The sequence below is a fragment of the Enterobacter sp. HMSC16D10 genome, assembly GCF_001807145.1.
In the GTDB taxonomy this organism is placed as follows: domain Bacteria; phylum Pseudomonadota; class Gammaproteobacteria; order Enterobacterales; family Enterobacteriaceae; genus Enterobacter; species Enterobacter roggenkampii.
Genome location: NZ_KV787861.1, coordinates 1 through 15,140, shown reverse-complemented (window position 1 = coordinate 15,140; position 15,140 = coordinate 1). Strand labels below are relative to the sequence as shown.

Below are 15,140 nucleotides of genomic sequence, written 5' to 3'. Positions count from 1 at the left end.
AACATACACTTAACTTTGTACCGACGGAACAAAGTTACAATACTTTTAGTAATCAATGGGATACGGATATTTTTGCGATAGTAATGGAAAGTGCGCCAAAAGAATGGCGGAAATAGCGCACGGGGAGTGCGGTATTTTGTGATATTAAATAGCGTTTAGGTATAAGTGATTTTAGGGATACAGCGAGGGCTGAAATTGCGAATACAGCAGGAGCTGAGGAGGGCAGGGAAGGCAAAGGCGCATCCCGACCACACAAGGATGATGGTGTTTACAGAAAGAGATATTTGAGAAAGAGAACTCTGCGGTGTTGCAGATGGGGACCAAAGCGTTAGCAATGGCCTATTCCATAGTGTATGCGATTTGTTTGACATGTTCAACTATGTAATGCTTTGTCAATAAACGCCTTGTTCCGTAAGGGCAAACTTTCACATGTGAAAGTTTGAGGGCAAATTCTAATCGAAGAAGTTGCCAATGGAATGGTTGTTTAGCAAAAAATAGTCAAACTTTCACAGTTGCATTTTTTGATGCCGTGGTAAACTGGAGGTAAAGAGTAAGGGGGTTGATATGAAACATGTGGTCAATATTCTTCTGCTGGGAATGGTGCTTCTGGGAATAGCCATGATGGCTGACACACCTTGGGGACTTGGTGTGGCGCTGGCTCCCTTCGGCGTTTGGGGTGCTCGTTTCCTATTTCTGGTTCACAAAAGCCTTTGGGCTGCTGTTATCTTTTGGGGAGGGATCGCTTACTTCCAGTGGCAAGTTGCTTTGGTTGTCGGGGCTCTGTTTGGACTAACGTGCTTTATCCGCGTTGCGCGGTCAGCATATAAAGAGGCACCACCTACCCGGCGCAGAAAAAAACAAACTGGTGGGTTTCAAGATTCCTATGATTTTGACCAGCGCTTCCATATTGGAGCTGGAGACGAATAAGGGGGCCTGCTGGCCCCCTTATTATTTGGTTGGTCTTTTAGAACCTTTGATTTGCTATGTTGTACCCCCTGACGGCAGTCAAATAGCTACCTGAACGGTCTCCAGCTTCCGTCGAGTTCTGCAATACGTTTACCAGCTTGTCCGTAAACTCTTCGTTTTGCTGAGAAAGAACAGGCTGACCTCCTTGCATCATCGGTGAGCCATCCGGGTTACGTTCTGCATACTCCATTTTCAGATTCTGAACAGCCTGGTTCATGCGACCTTCGTTTGTGTCAAACGATTCGGCATAAACAGCGGCTTGGGATTCAGTCAGCCCATAACGGCTTTGAGCGATAGACTGCATCGTTTCTTTGAACTCATCACCGTACTGGTTCATAAACTGCTGCGCGGCTCCACCACCAGCTTCTGCGGCAGAGGATAGCGCTGCTGCATAGAACGCGCCGCGTTCCTCAATGCTCATCCCTTTAGCGGCTTCCGATAGATCAGATTTACCAGTTAACCACTCCTTCGCTGCATCATAGCCGCTTGCAGCAGCTCCCATGACGTTGCGGCCAAGTTTAGCCATACCGACCATCGCATCACCGGCCCAGCCAAACTCCTCTTGCACGGCCTGGTCGCCGCGTTGAGTGGCCGCGATGAATTGGTCGCGTTGTTCAGGTGTCATCGTTCTCATTTGATCCATCGCTCTTGAGAACGCATCAGCGCCAGCTTGACCACCAGCAATGAGAGCTCCACCTGCTTGTTCAGCTCTGCGGCCCATCCAATCACTGGAGTTGTCCCACGCTCCCCACGCCGAAGCGCTCCAAGACATTTCCGGAAGCGAGTTCATAAGGTTATCTTGGGCTTTTTTCAGTTCAGGAGCAGATACATTTCGCTCTGTTTGCTGTGCTTGGTTATGAAGAGCTGACGTACCGGCTGCATGTTCATTTTGAACAAGGGGGCTATTCGTTGGTAACTGCCCAGCTTCTGATGCCGGATTAGTTCCAGCCATCCCAGCCACATTCTCCCGGAATCCGGTTGGGATGTTAGGTCCACTGCCTACAGCCCCTTGAACCTGACCTGGTAGGCCTTGAACATTCGGGCCTTCAATGCCGTTATTTCCGTAAGCATCACCACTAAATGCTCCGTTGCGACCGGACGCGGTATTGATCGCCTGTAGTGCGGCTTGATACCCGCCAAGCTCCTTACCCTGTTCGTAATTTTTGGAGTTGGTCATTGCTGTCATTCGCGCTGCTGCCTGGGCCACTTGAGGAGACATTCCGTAGGCTTGGTATCTTTGCTGTAGTGAAGCCGCCTCGTCTTTAACCGATTGCGGCGCGGCATTTCGGAAATAGTCATTCAGTTGGTTCATGGCCGCAGGGGTTTGTGCTACTGCACCACCGAGAGTTTTAAAGTCGGTATTAGTCATGGAGCCCATTTGGTTTTGGAGCTGACTCATTGTTGTGAAGGTGTCCGATGCAGACACCAGTTCAGAAGCGGACTTGGATAGGTTCTGGGATAAGCTATCGCCCCAGGTTTGCTTGAATGACTCGCTTCCAGAACGGCTGAAACCCTGCGCTAATTGATTTGTCAACGCCTGGCTATCGGTTTGCGAATAGCTCACACCCTTCATGAACTGGGACACATCACTCGCTGACCAGCTTGAAGAGTCTTGAGTTGATGACTCTGTTGCTCCCTTCGCTTGCGCTTTGATGTCCAGGACATCACTGCCGCCGCCTGATTCGCCATTACCACCAGCAGGAACTAGGGCTGTACTGTTTGATTTCACACCAGCAGCGGCCTTCATTGCTGCCCTGGCCTTGCCAACCATAGGCATAAGCATGGACGCAGCTTCGTCAACATCGAGTGTGCCCATAGCCTGCATGGCAAAAGCACCTTTGACAGCATCAGAGTGGCTATCATCCACCTGGAACTTATCCATGAAGTTCTTGGCTTGCTGGTTGATCAATTGGCTTTGAGCTGTGTTTTGCGACGAAACGTTGCGCCCGACATTGGAGAGTCTTGAATAGGCTTGATCCTGACTTACTCCATCAGAAAAACCTCGACCAAGAGTGCTTTGGAAAGCCTCCGATTTCTGACTTTGTAATGCCTGTGCGGAGCTCACGCCTGATGCCAAGGTGGAGCCAAGCGAGAAGGTACTGATCATGCTTTCTGCGCCGTTTGCAATCGCACCACTGAACTGGTTGTGATTGTACGCTGGCTGACTTTGCATAACCGGACCTTGCTTGAGTAGATCTGGCGTTTGCATCTTTTCGTCAACGTGGTCAGAACCACTTATTCTCGATGCCAAGCTGGTGAAGGCGTAGGTGCTACCTGTGACGATAAACAGGGAAATCACCGGAGTGGCCGCAGCCAACATGCCGCCGGTTGCAATCCAGTGTTGCAGAACATCTCCAGTTGAGGAAAGAGCGTACATGGAGTTGAGACCACCAGCACTGAGGCTAGACATCTCATTTGACGCGGCGGTATGAACAAACAGGTTTATAATTGAGAGGACTGGCATCCATAGCTGAATCCAGAGGATGGTTTGTACATATTTCCCGGCTAACTGGAGGCCGAAGCTGCCCATCACGATAATAAAAGCAATGATCGGGGTTATAGCATAAATAAAGCCTTCAAAGAACGTCAGCATTGGTCGGACGACGGTCATGAACATCGACTGCTCTGCGGCCCACTGTGTGTTCCGTTGCTGAATAGCCTGGTTGACCATCAATGCAGAGCCATAATCCTGGAGGTCCTGATAACGTCCTGCTGCGGCTTCATAATAGAGGGGCTCCAGAACGGCGGCTTTCAGATAGTCGATTGATGACGTAGTTGTGGCACCCATCGCTTGAAGCGAATCGGTCAGCTTCGTTAGAGCGTTGTCTCCAGTTGACGTGTCAATACCCAGTAGGCTGTTAAGAGCATCAACAACAACCGGGCTGCTTAGGTTGGCGGTTGCAGTGCTAATAGCCACCCATCCGTCAGTACATGTGTAGTCAGCGCCGTCAGGGTTTGCTGTAGACAAATACAACCTAGTTCCGTAGAGCTGTGAGTTGAATCGCAAAGCTGAGTCAGTTGAACGGTTCATCAACTCATCAAGGGACATTAGGTTGAGATCGACTTTGGTTAACGTGCATTCCCGAATGTAATTGTTCCAGGAACGCCTCACGTCAACATAGCCGCCTCCATTTGCTGAGTTAAGCGCAGTAAAAACTCCTGTGTCATAGGCTCGCCGTCTGACGTCATTCAACAGTTTCAGTGTTTCGGAAAAGTGGCTTTCCGTGACATTGGGTACGATTACCCCATATCCAGTTTCAAACAAATTGGTGATGGTGTATCCCACGTTGGATATGACACCTCCAGCAAAGCCTACCCCAATAGGGACATTGGCGACGACTCGAACCTGCCCTGTATAAGCGTCCTCGATAGTCACAGTTGTGGTTGGGCCGAAGAAACAGGCATATAGAATCCAACCTACCAGCACTTGCTGGAGGTTGATTTGCTTTGCGCCCTGAAAGACGGACTGAATACAGATCATCAAGACCCCAAGAAGCAGGCCAATACTGACCATCTTCTCGAAATCCCCGGTGCCGGTGATCATTGATACTGCAATCAGGATTTGCTCCAGAAAAGCAGAGTCACCGATAGAGTGGATTGAAAAAGATCCCATTCCAATAGCTCCTTAGTTCGTGCTAGGAGGATTGGACAAAGTTGCCAGCATGTATTTTTGCTTGCGGATGTTGTCCAGTAGGTTGTTGTATTTCTCAATTTGGCTTGCCAGATCGCCGTATTGAGAGGACAGGATTGTGTATTCAGCACGGATTTGCTGTTGCGATTGCGCGAGAAGCTCTAGTGCCTCTTTCTTGTAGGGTGATTTGCTGTTAGCCATCGCAATGCGAGCTGCGCGGAAGAACTCTTCCGAGAAGCTATACATCATGGTCAGGGCTATCGCTCCTGATGACTCTGTTGCGAACAGGTTAGCGCCGTCCTGTGAAAGGACAGACAAGTTACGAACAATGGTGCCAATCCCTCCGGGGAGGTTAGAAACAAAGGCCTTTTCTGGGTCGGTTAAGGTTCCAGAGTTCGTTGCGTATTTGTAGATCACACCAGGTGTAGAGCTTGTTCCTAACAGCATATCGGTGATCTGGTTCTTGATACCTTTGAGCACGACAGTTTTATTGCTGGAGCCAGCACTCAGGCAGTTGGTCGTATCAGAATCACAGGAATAGATCTCAACAGAACCGCCTGAAATCAGGTCTGACAAGGTGATCTTGTTACCTGGTAGGGTCGTCAGAGGGGTTGTTTTCGCACCAGTGCCGGTTGAGTTCGGGTCGTTTACCAGATCACCAATGATGACTGTGCCGGTTAAAGACATGATCGCTTCAAGAAGGGTGTTATCCCCGTACTGGAACCAGGTGTTGGCGTTGTTGCTCTTGAGTTGCTTCCAGACGATGTTGCCAATCATCTTGTTGTATTCGTCAGGTTTGTTGGCTTTCAGTTCTTCCAGAGGACTCTTGCCGCTGGTTTCCTGCTTGGACCCGAAGAAGTCTTCATACAGGCCGGAAGTTGTCGCGGTTATAGAAGCATCAGTTTTGTGTTTAAGGTCCATGCCGCTGGTTAGGTCGTTCACGAAACCTTGAGCGAGCTGGCAGGAGTTGCCCAGATGTTGGTTGAGCGCTTGCACTTTCTTCTGGAAGTTCTCTATCCACTTCGCTCCGTCCGGGAAAACGTTATCGAGCGCAAGCTGGAAGGCATAGCCCTTGGCGTTGGCTGCTACAGCCCGAAGGAGTTGGACAATTTGATCCGCGTTAATGAAGGAAAGCGAACCGCCGAACAGATCTACACCACCGCAACCAGCTTTCCATGATGGAGGGGCAAAGCTCACCAGGTTCTCGTCGAAGATTCGTGTCTTTGCAGTGAACCGGCCACCAGCTAAAACGCCACGTCGTTGGCTTTCATAAACCCCAGGTGGTGTTGTGTTGCTCATTTCATTGAAGAGTTTGTCCATCTGTGATTGGAGGCCGTTAGCGGCTATCGCCCCTGTCGGTGCCATGACGAGACTGGCCGCCACACTCAGGGCAAGCAGGCTCCTTTTTAATGTCTTGTGCGTGACCATCTTAGTTCTCCTGTAATTTGTCCCGGATGTACTTCATGAGTTGTTCCGGTGGCACAAAGTTGTCTTTATCACCGCTCGCTTGAGATAGCTGTTTGAGGTCAGAGCCCAGCTCTGGTGAGGCCAAGCGTTCGGCTATGTTGTTTTCCAGGTTGAGTACCGGACGTGTACGGTTAAACTCTTCGTCTGTGACCCAACCATTGCGTTTTGCTGCGACCAAAATCCTGTGATTCAGCTCAGGAAGAGACATTGGCCCTTGTCCTATAGGAGCGAACTGACCGTCTGGAGATGCGAGGTAAACAGCAGGGAAAGTTACGATACCAAGTTGTTTGGCATGGCCTTCATCGGTTTTGTAATGGGGGAAAAGCCCACTGGGGAGTGGTTTGCCGTCCATAGATACAGGAATGATCGAGAATCCTTCTCCTTGTTCCAACATCTTGATGAGCGGTGCTTGCAAGTCACTGTAGTCATCGTCGGACTTGTAGAAGAAGAATATCCCTACGCGTTCGGCTACGCTTTTGAGTAGCATGTTTTTGGCGTTACCAGCGTCACGATCAACTTGTTGTGAGGCAAACGTGGCAGCAGGACGTCGAGTAATTTCATCCAAGAAAGGATCACCTACGACCGCCAGCTCTGTAGCATCGGAAAATTGTTCAGAGCGATCTATCGCAAATCGTTGCAAGTAGAGAAACGTCCTGACGTTTTCAACGGTAGGATTGTTCCAAGCAAGGTCTTTGTACTTGGGTAAGTTTTCCCGGAACCATTCCGCTGAGAACATTTCTGGGCCGCTCGGAAGCGGAGCAGCAGGCTTAGGCTGTGTAGGCTTCGCTTCTGCCACAGGCTTTGGTTTGGGCTTTTCGGGTTTTTTCTCTGGTTCTTTGGGCTCTTCCTTGTACCAGAACCAACCCTCTTCCTTTCGCTCATAAAAACCAGGTCTTGTGCCATCTTGAGCCCAAGCCTGGTGTGATGCCCCCAGCGTGAGCGCTGCAAGGAGCAGTAAATTCAAAGGTGATTTTTTCATAGTCTCACGCACGTATTTTCCCATGCTCGATATGGTAGAGGTGGGAGGCGTGAAATTAGGCAGGTGTAAGCGCCCATTTAGGGCGCTTAGAGCGTTTTATTTGTCAACTTTCACATGTGAAAGAATTGACCAAACTATTTGGTCGTGTCCTCTTCAACTTCTGTCGCTTCTGCGGCCATCTTCATCTGCTTCTCGACCATGCGTTTTTGGGTGATGTAGCGGATAACCATCTCGACAGCGCTGTTCAACGCAAGGATTCGCATCGCTCTGGTGGATGCAACGTAGAGCAGGTTTATTTCATCGTCACGGGCCATTGGGTCGAGCTCTGGGTCCAGGACATCCGGAAAGTCGTCATAGAGCTGAACAAAGTCCCACTCCAACCCTTTGCACCGATGAGCTGTTGAGACCGTAATGTCAGCCCCAAACTCTTCTTTGACTGTATTGCGTCGTAGAGTGGTGAGTCGTTCAGGGATTTCATCGTAGCTGTTGATGATCTTGACAGCCCTCATCATCTCAGGGTCTTTGGTCGCCTTCGCTACTTCTTGATACTCGAAGTAGTCTTCATACTCATCAAGCAGTTTCTTATTCTTTACCCGGTCTGGCTCTGCCATCGAAAACCAGTACAAATCCTGGAGCTCATTGATCTGGTAAGCGTCGATTCCACCGACCCAGAATACCTGCGCTCCGGATTCGGTCGCAGAGAGCGCCGTCTCTATAACCCCCATGACGGTTCGGTGAAGTATTGCGCGGTGGCCCACGTCACCTGGTAAAAACATGAGTACCTGATCTGCTGGTCCCCGGCCAACAACAGGTCGTGTTTCACCTTTGAGTTCAAGAAGGGCGTTTGCCACCAGCGAAACGTTGGGGCCAAAGCGGAAGCTATGAGTGAGATAGAGTTGGTCGGCGTTCATGAGCTCTTTGCTATCAAGGGCGTTGTTTGCGCCTCTGAACCTATAGATCTGCTGGTGGCGATCTCCAACCAGGATTACCTTGCAGTTCTGCTGTAGGACGATGCTACTTGTTACGGGGTTAGCGTCTTGTGCTTCATCAAAAAGAATGGTGGTGTACCGGCGAGACAGATTCGGCATCCCGAGCTGATACTGTTTGAGGTAGCAATCGTGTACGGTCGGGAACGGATCTTGAACGTTTGTCATCCGTTTCCATATGAGCTCAGCACCTTCGACCACCTGGATTTGGTATCTCTCCTGTTTGGACGTAAGCACTTTACCCGTATCGGCGCGAGCAAAATGCGTATAAAGAATCCGCATGTCTGCACTACACATAAAGGCGTTGAGCGTATCGAGAATATCTTTGGCAAACGTCCAGTTCTTGGTATTCACCGCTTGGGCAATATCGGTGAGCCTTAGGTTGCCGGAGAGTTTGTGCTGGTAGCCCCTTCCTATAGTGGCGTAGGCAAGCTGGTGGGACGTTTTGCAGTCTACGTTTGCAGGAAACTTTTCTCTTGCCTCGTCGCGGATAGCCCTGTTGTATGCCAAGTAGAGGATACGTGAATCGAGGTTGTTGTGGGCGTACTTCACCAGTGTCGTGGTTTTACCCGTTCCAGCGTAGGCCTTAACGACAAGGCGAGGCCCTTTGTACTGAGTGATCAGTGATTGTTCTGGTGTGTCAGGAGGAAGTTGTTTCATGAGGCCCCCTACGACAAACACATCTGGAGAGTGATGCGCTTCTTTTGTGTCGAGAGGAACGTACTGATCCGCTTTTCTTCTCGGGGGAGGGATACTTCACAATCCAGATCTGTCCACCAGTCTGGGGCTTTACCTTGAGCCACCTCCGTAACCCAACTATGGAGACGGTGTAACCAGCGATAGTCGCCAATAGATGAGGTGGCTAGTGTCATAGCCTCCTCAATCTTGGTTTGAAGAGCCGCAGCTCTGTGTCGCCACTCTTCTGAATATTTAGCCTTTCGCGCCATCAGTTTTCCTCTTTCTTTTTCCCTCCCTTACCAGCTTTAGCGAGCTCTTGCTCCAACCCAGAAATTTTGGTCAGTGCATCATTGAGTCTTTGTTCGAGGCTCTTGGCCTGCTGGTCTTTTTCCTGCAACTGACCAGCCATCATGCCTTTGTCTTGAACAAGAGCGCGAGCTTCTGCTTCGGCGCTGGATAATTTGGCGTCCAGCTTTTCTACCTCTCCAGATAGGCGCTGGCACTCTCGTTCAGCGGATTCGCCATGAGCTTTGGCTGTGGCAAGGGAGTCCTGTGATTGGGCCAGTTTGGCCTGTACATTTTCGAGCTGCTCTTTCAACGATGTTTTTTGTTCCTGAGCGGCCCGGAGCTTTTCTGTCTGCTCTATACTCTTGCCTTTTTGCTCCTCCAACTCACCCTCTGTAGTTGCCAATTTTTGGCTCAAAGAGCGATTTTCGCTTTTAGCTTGCTCCAGGTGATCCTGTGCTCGGGTCAGATCTGCGGCTTTCGCCTCCAGCTTGCCCTCCAACTCAACGATCCGCTTTTCCAGCTTATCAATGTCAGCCAGTGAGCGTTCTAGCTCCGCAGACTTGAGGGATAGCGAGTTTTCTGCCTTACCAAGGGCCGCATCGAGCTCTGATTTTTTGTTGGTGAGAGCTTCAAGTTGTTCCTCCAGTAGCTCAGCCCGTTCGGTGGCATCATTTGCCATGTCCACGGCTTGCTGCATATCTTCCTGGTACTCAATTTCTTTCTGTCGTAGCAGTTCACGCTCGCGCTCAAGCTGTTCATCGGCGCTTGCTTTGGCTACCGTATAGATCTTCTGTAGGAAGAGCTCAGCATCGCTCATAACCGATTCTGGAAGGACTACCTCTACCAGCTCTTCATCGAGGGAGTGTTCCTCTGACCACTGTTTGAGATACGTTGAAATGGTGGTAAAGCTCCCCTTGCCAATGATGTCTCTGATAGCGATGACCGTTGGGCGTTTACCGGCGTCCTTGAGCTTTTGGGCCGCAGCCGCTACATCGTCAAACTCAACCAATTTTCTTGCCATGAGAACGTTCCTTTTAATTTGTAATGTTTACGATAATTACGATAATACGGTAATTATCATAATTATATATCATGCTGCTGTCGATTGGAATTGTTTGTGTGGGACAAAGCCCTTCCGGCTGCGGAAAAGCCTTGTTACGCGGTCACGCTGATTCATCCAGGGAAGGGGTTCTAAGCGGGAATCCCAGAAAATTCCGTCATTCCGTATGATGAAAATTCAGTCGACTCCTCGCTTGACGTGACGAGCGCCAAAAGCCTGCCGCATCTGCCTGGCGCGCTCGAGCTCATCGCCATGCAAATACATCGACGTCGTGGCGATCGACGCATGGCGTAGGTTGTCGCGCACCGCGGTGAGCTGAGCTCCCCGGGCCAACGCATGGCTGGCATGACTGTGACGCATCCAATGAGGCGTGGCACGGCGCAGCTTTTCGGCGGCGACCGGATGATCGGCCTCAATGGCCTCAGCGGCTTGCGTAAAGAATCTTCGCAACACGCACCAAAGGTGAGGGCCGGTGATGCCGGCATTACCGTCTTCCCCAAGACTGCCCACCAGGGGCGTTTTCGGATTCCACCGTTCCCGGCTGACTGGCAGTTGACGCTGTGCCAAGTATTGGTCCAGCGCCGTATACGCGAGCGGCGGCAAGGCCACCTTACCTGGTTTGCCACCTTTGCCAACCAAATGCAGCCAGTGGTCACCGTGCTCGTCGAGGCGGACATTACCCAGGACGGCGCCGACCAGTTCGCTAGCGCGCAGGCCCGTGGCATAGCCGAAGTCGAGCATGAAGCGCAGGCGTTGTGCTGCCGGCTCGGACCAGCCGTAGGACCATTCCAGGCCGTCTGCAATGGCGCGCAGCAGTAGCCATTCTCCCTCGGTAAAGCCTCGCGCCGTATCCAGTGCGGGCCGCAAGGCGTGACCGCGTACCTTGACGCCGGCGAAAGGGTTGGCCAGCACATAGCGCTGCTCGATGAGCCACCGGAACAGCGCCGAGAGCACCGTCAGCGCATACGCTGCCGAGCGTGCGGACAAGCCGCCCGAGAAGGGGCGCCATTCCACCGAATCGCGTGGTCGAGGTGGCCCCACCCAACGCTCGCGCGGGGTCGGGTGCCGGACAAAGGCCCGGTACGCGATTGCATCGTCCGTGGTCAGGGATGATAGCGCCCGTCCGCGTTCGACGATGGCCCACAGGATTAGCCGCGCAGCCTCCTTGCGATAGGCGCGCTGTGTGGCGACAGTCTCGTGCAGCGCCAGCCAGGCCTGCACGGCCTCGTAGTCGTTGGTCGCATTCAGCGTGCAAGCGTTGCGCGGGGCCCGGAAATTGCCCTGCGAGCCGTCGACTTCGTTCGGCAGACGCAACTGCTCCCACGGCACGATGCCGCTGGGCTGAATAATCGGGATCAGGGCCCGGGCGCGCTCGGTGAGCTGCGGATGTGCGGCAAAGAAAGCCTCGACCTGCCGGGCGCCTGTCATGCCGAGTCCCTCGATGGCTTTCCACCAGCCACGCCGGCGGGGAATGCGCACGGTCAGCGCCGAGAGGGTGTGGATACCGTACGCCTGCAGTGCCCTGACGGTCCTCGGAGACAGCCACTGGTCGATGCTGTCGCTGATCTGGGGCTTCGGCGCCGGCAGCGTGGGCAAGAGCCGGATCGCGCGTTCGACGGCACCCGCGCGCCCCTGTCGCTCTTCGGGGGCGTGCTGGAACACGTCGGCCAGATCCGGCCGGTGGCGGCTGTTGGCGAAAACGATGAGCTGGCGGCGGATATGCCCCAGCATCCCTCGCGCTGATTGACCGGCGGCCTTGCGTGCCGCCAGGTAGTGTTCAACGGCCGCGCGAGAGCTGAGTCCCGCGTACCAGCCGCGCAAGGCAGCCAGCGAATCCGCATCGGGAAAGCCGACTGGGGTAGAACTCGAAGCCGTAGTCTGGCCCGTTTTCATATGGACAGGTTGCGATTCGAAAAGCGAGTAACGCGATAATAACGATTATTTCAGTAGAATCGAAAATGCCCCATGTTTCTACGAAACCTCAAGATAGCAAGAACGGGCCATGAGCAAGAAGAACAAGCTACTCAGCGTCCTATCCGACGCCGAACAGGAGGCCTTGTATGGCCTGCCGGAGTTCGATGATGCGCAGCAGCTGGAATATCTGGCTGTGACAGAAACCGAGTTGGCGCTTGCCAACAGCCGGCCCAGTCTTCATGCCAAGGTCTATTGCCTCTTGCAGATCGGCTACTTCAAGGCCAAGCATGCCTTCTTCAGTTTCGACTGGGACGAAGTCGAGGACGATTGCGCTTTCGTGCTGAGCCGCTATTTCCACGGCGAGGTGTTCGAACCCAAGGCGATCACCAAGCATGAACGCTACACCCAGCGCGAGCAGATCGCCAAACTATTCGGCTACTGGCCGTGGTCGGCCGCCTTCCTGCCGCAGCTCGAGCAGCAGGCCGCACGGACCGTGCGGCGTGACGTAACGCCGGGGTTCGTCGCCGCCGAGCTGATCGTCTGGCTCAATGAGCACAAGATTATCCGGCCCGGCTATACGACCTTGCAAGAGTTGGTCAGCGAAACGCTATCCGCCGAGCGCCGGCGCCTGGGCAATCTGCTGGAGCAAGCGTTGGACGAATCTGCCAAGGCCGCGCTGAGCCAGCTTCTGGTCCGTGATGACACCCTGTCGCAACTGGCGGCGCTCAAGCAGGACGCCAAGAATTTCGGCTGGCGCCAGATGGTCCGCGAGCGCGAAAAGCGCGCCACGCTGGAGCCGCTGCACGCAATCGCCAAGACACTGCTGCCTAAACTCGACGTCTCGCAGCAGAACCTGCTGTACTACGCGAGCCTGGCAAACTTCTACACCGTCCACGACCTGCGCAATCTGAAGGCCGATCAGACCCAACTCTACCTGCTGTGCTATGCCTGGGTACGCTACCGGCAGCTCTCCGACAACCTGGTCGATGCGATGGCGTACCACATGAAGCAGTTGGAGGACGAAAGCAGCGCTGGTGCCAAACAATCCTTTGCCGACGAGCAGGTGCGCCGTCAGCAGGAAACGCCGCGGGTAGGCCGCCTGCTGTCACTCTACGTTGATGATAGCGTGGCCGATCCCACGCCCTTCGGCGAGGTGCGGCAGCGCGCCTACAAGATCATGCCTCGCGATACGCTGCAAACCACGGCGCAGCGTATGAGCGTGAAGCCGGCGAGCAAGCTGGCCTTGCAGTGGCAGGCGGTGGACGGGCTGGCCGACCGCATGCGCCGCCATCTTCGTCCACTGTACGTTGCGCTCGACCTCTCCGGCTCCAATCCAGACAGTCCATGGCTTGCCGCGCTGGCCTGGGCCAAAGGTGTTTTTGCCAAGCAGCAGCGGCTGTCGCAACGGCCACTCGACGAGTGGCCCGCGGCGACACTTCCGAAACGCTTGCGGCCGTACCTGCTGACCTTCGACGCCGACGGTAAACCAACCGGCCTGCACGCTGACCGCTACGAGTTCTGGCTGTACCGCCAGATCAGGAAGCGTCTCCAATCGGGTGAACTCTACCTCGACGACAGCCTGCAACACCGGCACTTCTCAGATGAACTGGTTGAGATGGACAGGAAGATCGATGTGCTCGCAAAAATGGAGATCCCCTTCCTGCAGCAACCCGTCCATGCCCAACTCGATGCGCTGACTGCCGAACTGCGCACGCAGTGGCTGGCGTTCAACCGCGAGCTGAAACAGGGCAAGCTGACGCACCTCGAATACAACAAGGACACGCAGAAACTGACCTGGCGCAAGCCCAAGAGCGAGAATGAGAAAGCGCGCGAAAAGGCATTCTACGAGAAGCTTCCGTTCTGCGACGTGGCCGACGTGTTTCGCTTCGTCAACGACGAGTGCAAGTTTCTGTCGGCGTTCACGCCCATGCAGCCGCGCTACGCGAAGAAGGTCGCCGACGCTGACAGCCTGATGGCGGTCATCATCGCGCAAGCGATGAACCACGGCAACCACGTCATGGCGCGCACCAGCGACATCCCGTACCACGTGCTGGATAGCGGCTACCAGCAGTACCTGCGCCAGGCAACGCTGCACGCGGCCAACGACTGCATCAGCAACGCCATCGCCACGCTACCGATCTTCCCATACTACTCGTTCGACCTCGAAACGCTGTACGGTGCCGTCGACGGGCAGAAATTCAGCGTCGAACGGCCGACCGTGAAGGCGCGCTATTCGCGCAAGTACTTCGGGCGCGGCAAGGGCGTGGTCGCCTACACGCTGCTGTGCAACCACATCCCGCTCAACGGCTACCTGATCGGCGCGCACGACTACGAGGCCCACCACGTGTTCGACATCTGGTATCGCAACACGTCGGACATCATGCCGACCGCGATCACCGGCGACATGCACAGCGTCAACAAGGCCAACTTCGCCATCCTGCATTGGTTTGGCCGGCGGTTCGAGCCGCGCTTCACCGACCTCAACGCGCAATTGAAAGAACTCTACTGCGCTGACGATCCAGCACAGTATCAGGCGTGCCTGATTCGGCCAGTCGGGAAAATCGACTGCGATCTCATCCATCGCGAGAAGCCGAACATCGACCGGATCGTCGCCACACTCGGGCTGAAGGAAATGACGCAGGGCACGCTGATCCGCAAGCTGTGCACCTACACCACGACGAACCCGACGCGGCGCGCGATCTTCGAGTTCGACAAGCTCATCCGCAGCATCTACACGCTTCGCTACCTGCGCGATCCGCAACTGGAACGCAACGTGCACCGCTCGCAAAATCGCCTCGAGTCCTACCATCAGCTACGCTCGGCCATTGCCCAGGTCGGCGGTAAGAAGGAACTGACCGGTCGCACCGACATTGAAATCGAGATCAGCAACCAGTGCGCACGGCTGATCGCCAACACGATCATTTTCTACAACTCGGCAATCTTGTCGCGGCTGGTGACCAAGTACGAGGCGGCCGGCAACAGCAAGGCGCTGGCACTCATCACAAAAATTTCGCCTGCGGCATGGCGGCACATCCTGCTCAACGGGCACTACACCTTTCAAAGCAGCGGCAAGACGATCGATCTCGATGCGATCGTCGCAGGCCTGGAACTGGAGTGACGGAATTTTCAGCGGTTCCGTGTTAGCAGCAGTGTAAAACTGACCCACCCCAG

Annotated in this window: 8 protein-coding genes; 2 read left to right on the top strand and 6 right to left on the bottom strand. The window is 53.9% G+C overall.

What is annotated here, in order from left to right:
* The first annotated feature begins 564 nt into the window (after positions 1 to 564).
* Positions 565 to 927, top strand: a complete 363-nt coding sequence (locus tag HMPREF3143_RS07835; RefSeq protein WP_000683483.1) for a hypothetical protein — start codon at positions 565 to 567, stop codon at positions 925 to 927.
* Between the two features lie 37 nt (positions 928 to 964).
* On the opposite strand, the gene HMPREF3143_RS07830 is transcribed toward HMPREF3143_RS07835, so the two are convergent.
* The 6 genes from HMPREF3143_RS07830 to tnpR form a co-directional block, all read right to left on the bottom strand.
* Positions 965 to 4,579 (bottom strand): conjugal transfer protein TraG N-terminal domain-containing protein, encoded by a 3,615-nt coding sequence (locus tag HMPREF3143_RS07830; RefSeq protein WP_000534551.1) that lies wholly within the window; start codon positions 4,577 to 4,579, stop codon positions 965 to 967.
* Between the two features lie 12 nt (positions 4,580 to 4,591).
* A complete protein-coding gene (locus HMPREF3143_RS07825) occupies positions 4,592 to 6,025 on the bottom strand; it encodes a conjugal transfer protein TraH (protein ID WP_000256129.1) in 1,434 nt (477 codons plus the stop codon).
* Between the two features lies 1 nt (position 6,026).
* Positions 6,027 to 7,043 (bottom strand): conjugal transfer protein TraF, encoded by a 1,017-nt coding sequence (traF, locus tag HMPREF3143_RS07820; RefSeq protein ID WP_000749520.1) that lies wholly within the window; start codon positions 7,041 to 7,043, stop codon positions 6,027 to 6,029.
* A gap of 134 nt (positions 7,044 to 7,177) precedes the next feature.
* Entirely contained in the window at positions 7,178 to 8,689 is a 1,512-nt protein-coding gene (locus HMPREF3143_RS07815; protein ID WP_000811656.1) for a UvrD-helicase domain-containing protein, read from the bottom strand.
* 286 nt (positions 8,690 to 8,975) lie between these two features.
* Entirely contained in the window at positions 8,976 to 10,016 is a 1,041-nt protein-coding gene (locus HMPREF3143_RS07805; RefSeq protein WP_000101568.1) for a DNA-binding protein, read from the bottom strand.
* A 216-nt stretch (positions 10,017 to 10,232) separates the two neighbouring features.
* Positions 10,233 to 11,948: a Tn3-like element Tn4401 family resolvase TnpR gene (gene tnpR, locus HMPREF3143_RS07800; RefSeq protein WP_004152391.1), complete on the bottom strand. Its 1,716-nt coding sequence runs from the start codon at positions 11,946 to 11,948 to the stop codon at positions 10,233 to 10,235.
* A gap of 109 nt (positions 11,949 to 12,057) precedes the next feature.
* On the opposite strand from tnpR, the gene tnpA reads away from it, so the two are divergent.
* Positions 12,058 to 15,087 carry a Tn3-like element Tn4401 family transposase gene (gene tnpA, locus HMPREF3143_RS07795; protein WP_004152392.1) on the top strand — a complete coding sequence of 1,010 codons (3,030 nt, stop codon included), beginning with the start codon at positions 12,058 to 12,060 and terminating at the stop codon, positions 15,085 to 15,087.
* The last annotated feature ends 53 nt before the right edge of the window (positions 15,088 to 15,140 follow it).

Bases quoted from the DNA above. Each gene is read 5' to 3' on its own strand.
- HMPREF3143_RS07835 (WP_000683483.1), top strand. From the start codon at position 565: ATGAAACATGTGGTCAATATTCTTCTGCTGGGAATGGTGCTTCTGGGA.
- HMPREF3143_RS07830 (WP_000534551.1), bottom strand. From the start codon at position 4,579: ATGGGATCTTTTTCAATCCACTCTATCGGTGACTCTGCTTTTCTGGAG.
- HMPREF3143_RS07825 (WP_000256129.1), bottom strand. From the start codon at position 6,025: ATGGTCACGCACAAGACATTAAAAAGGAGCCTGCTTGCCCTGAGTGTG.
- traF (WP_000749520.1), bottom strand. From the start codon at position 7,043: ATGAAAAAATCACCTTTGAATTTACTGCTCCTTGCAGCGCTCACGCTG.
- HMPREF3143_RS07815 (WP_000811656.1), bottom strand. From the start codon at position 8,689: ATGAAACAACTTCCTCCTGACACACCAGAACAATCACTGATCACTCAG.
- HMPREF3143_RS07805 (WP_000101568.1), bottom strand. From the start codon at position 10,016: ATGGCAAGAAAATTGGTTGAGTTTGACGATGTAGCGGCTGCGGCCCAA.
- tnpR (WP_004152391.1), bottom strand. From the start codon at position 11,948: ATGAAAACGGGCCAGACTACGGCTTCGAGTTCTACCCCAGTCGGCTTT.
- tnpA (WP_004152392.1), top strand. From the start codon at position 12,058: ATGAGCAAGAAGAACAAGCTACTCAGCGTCCTATCCGACGCCGAACAG.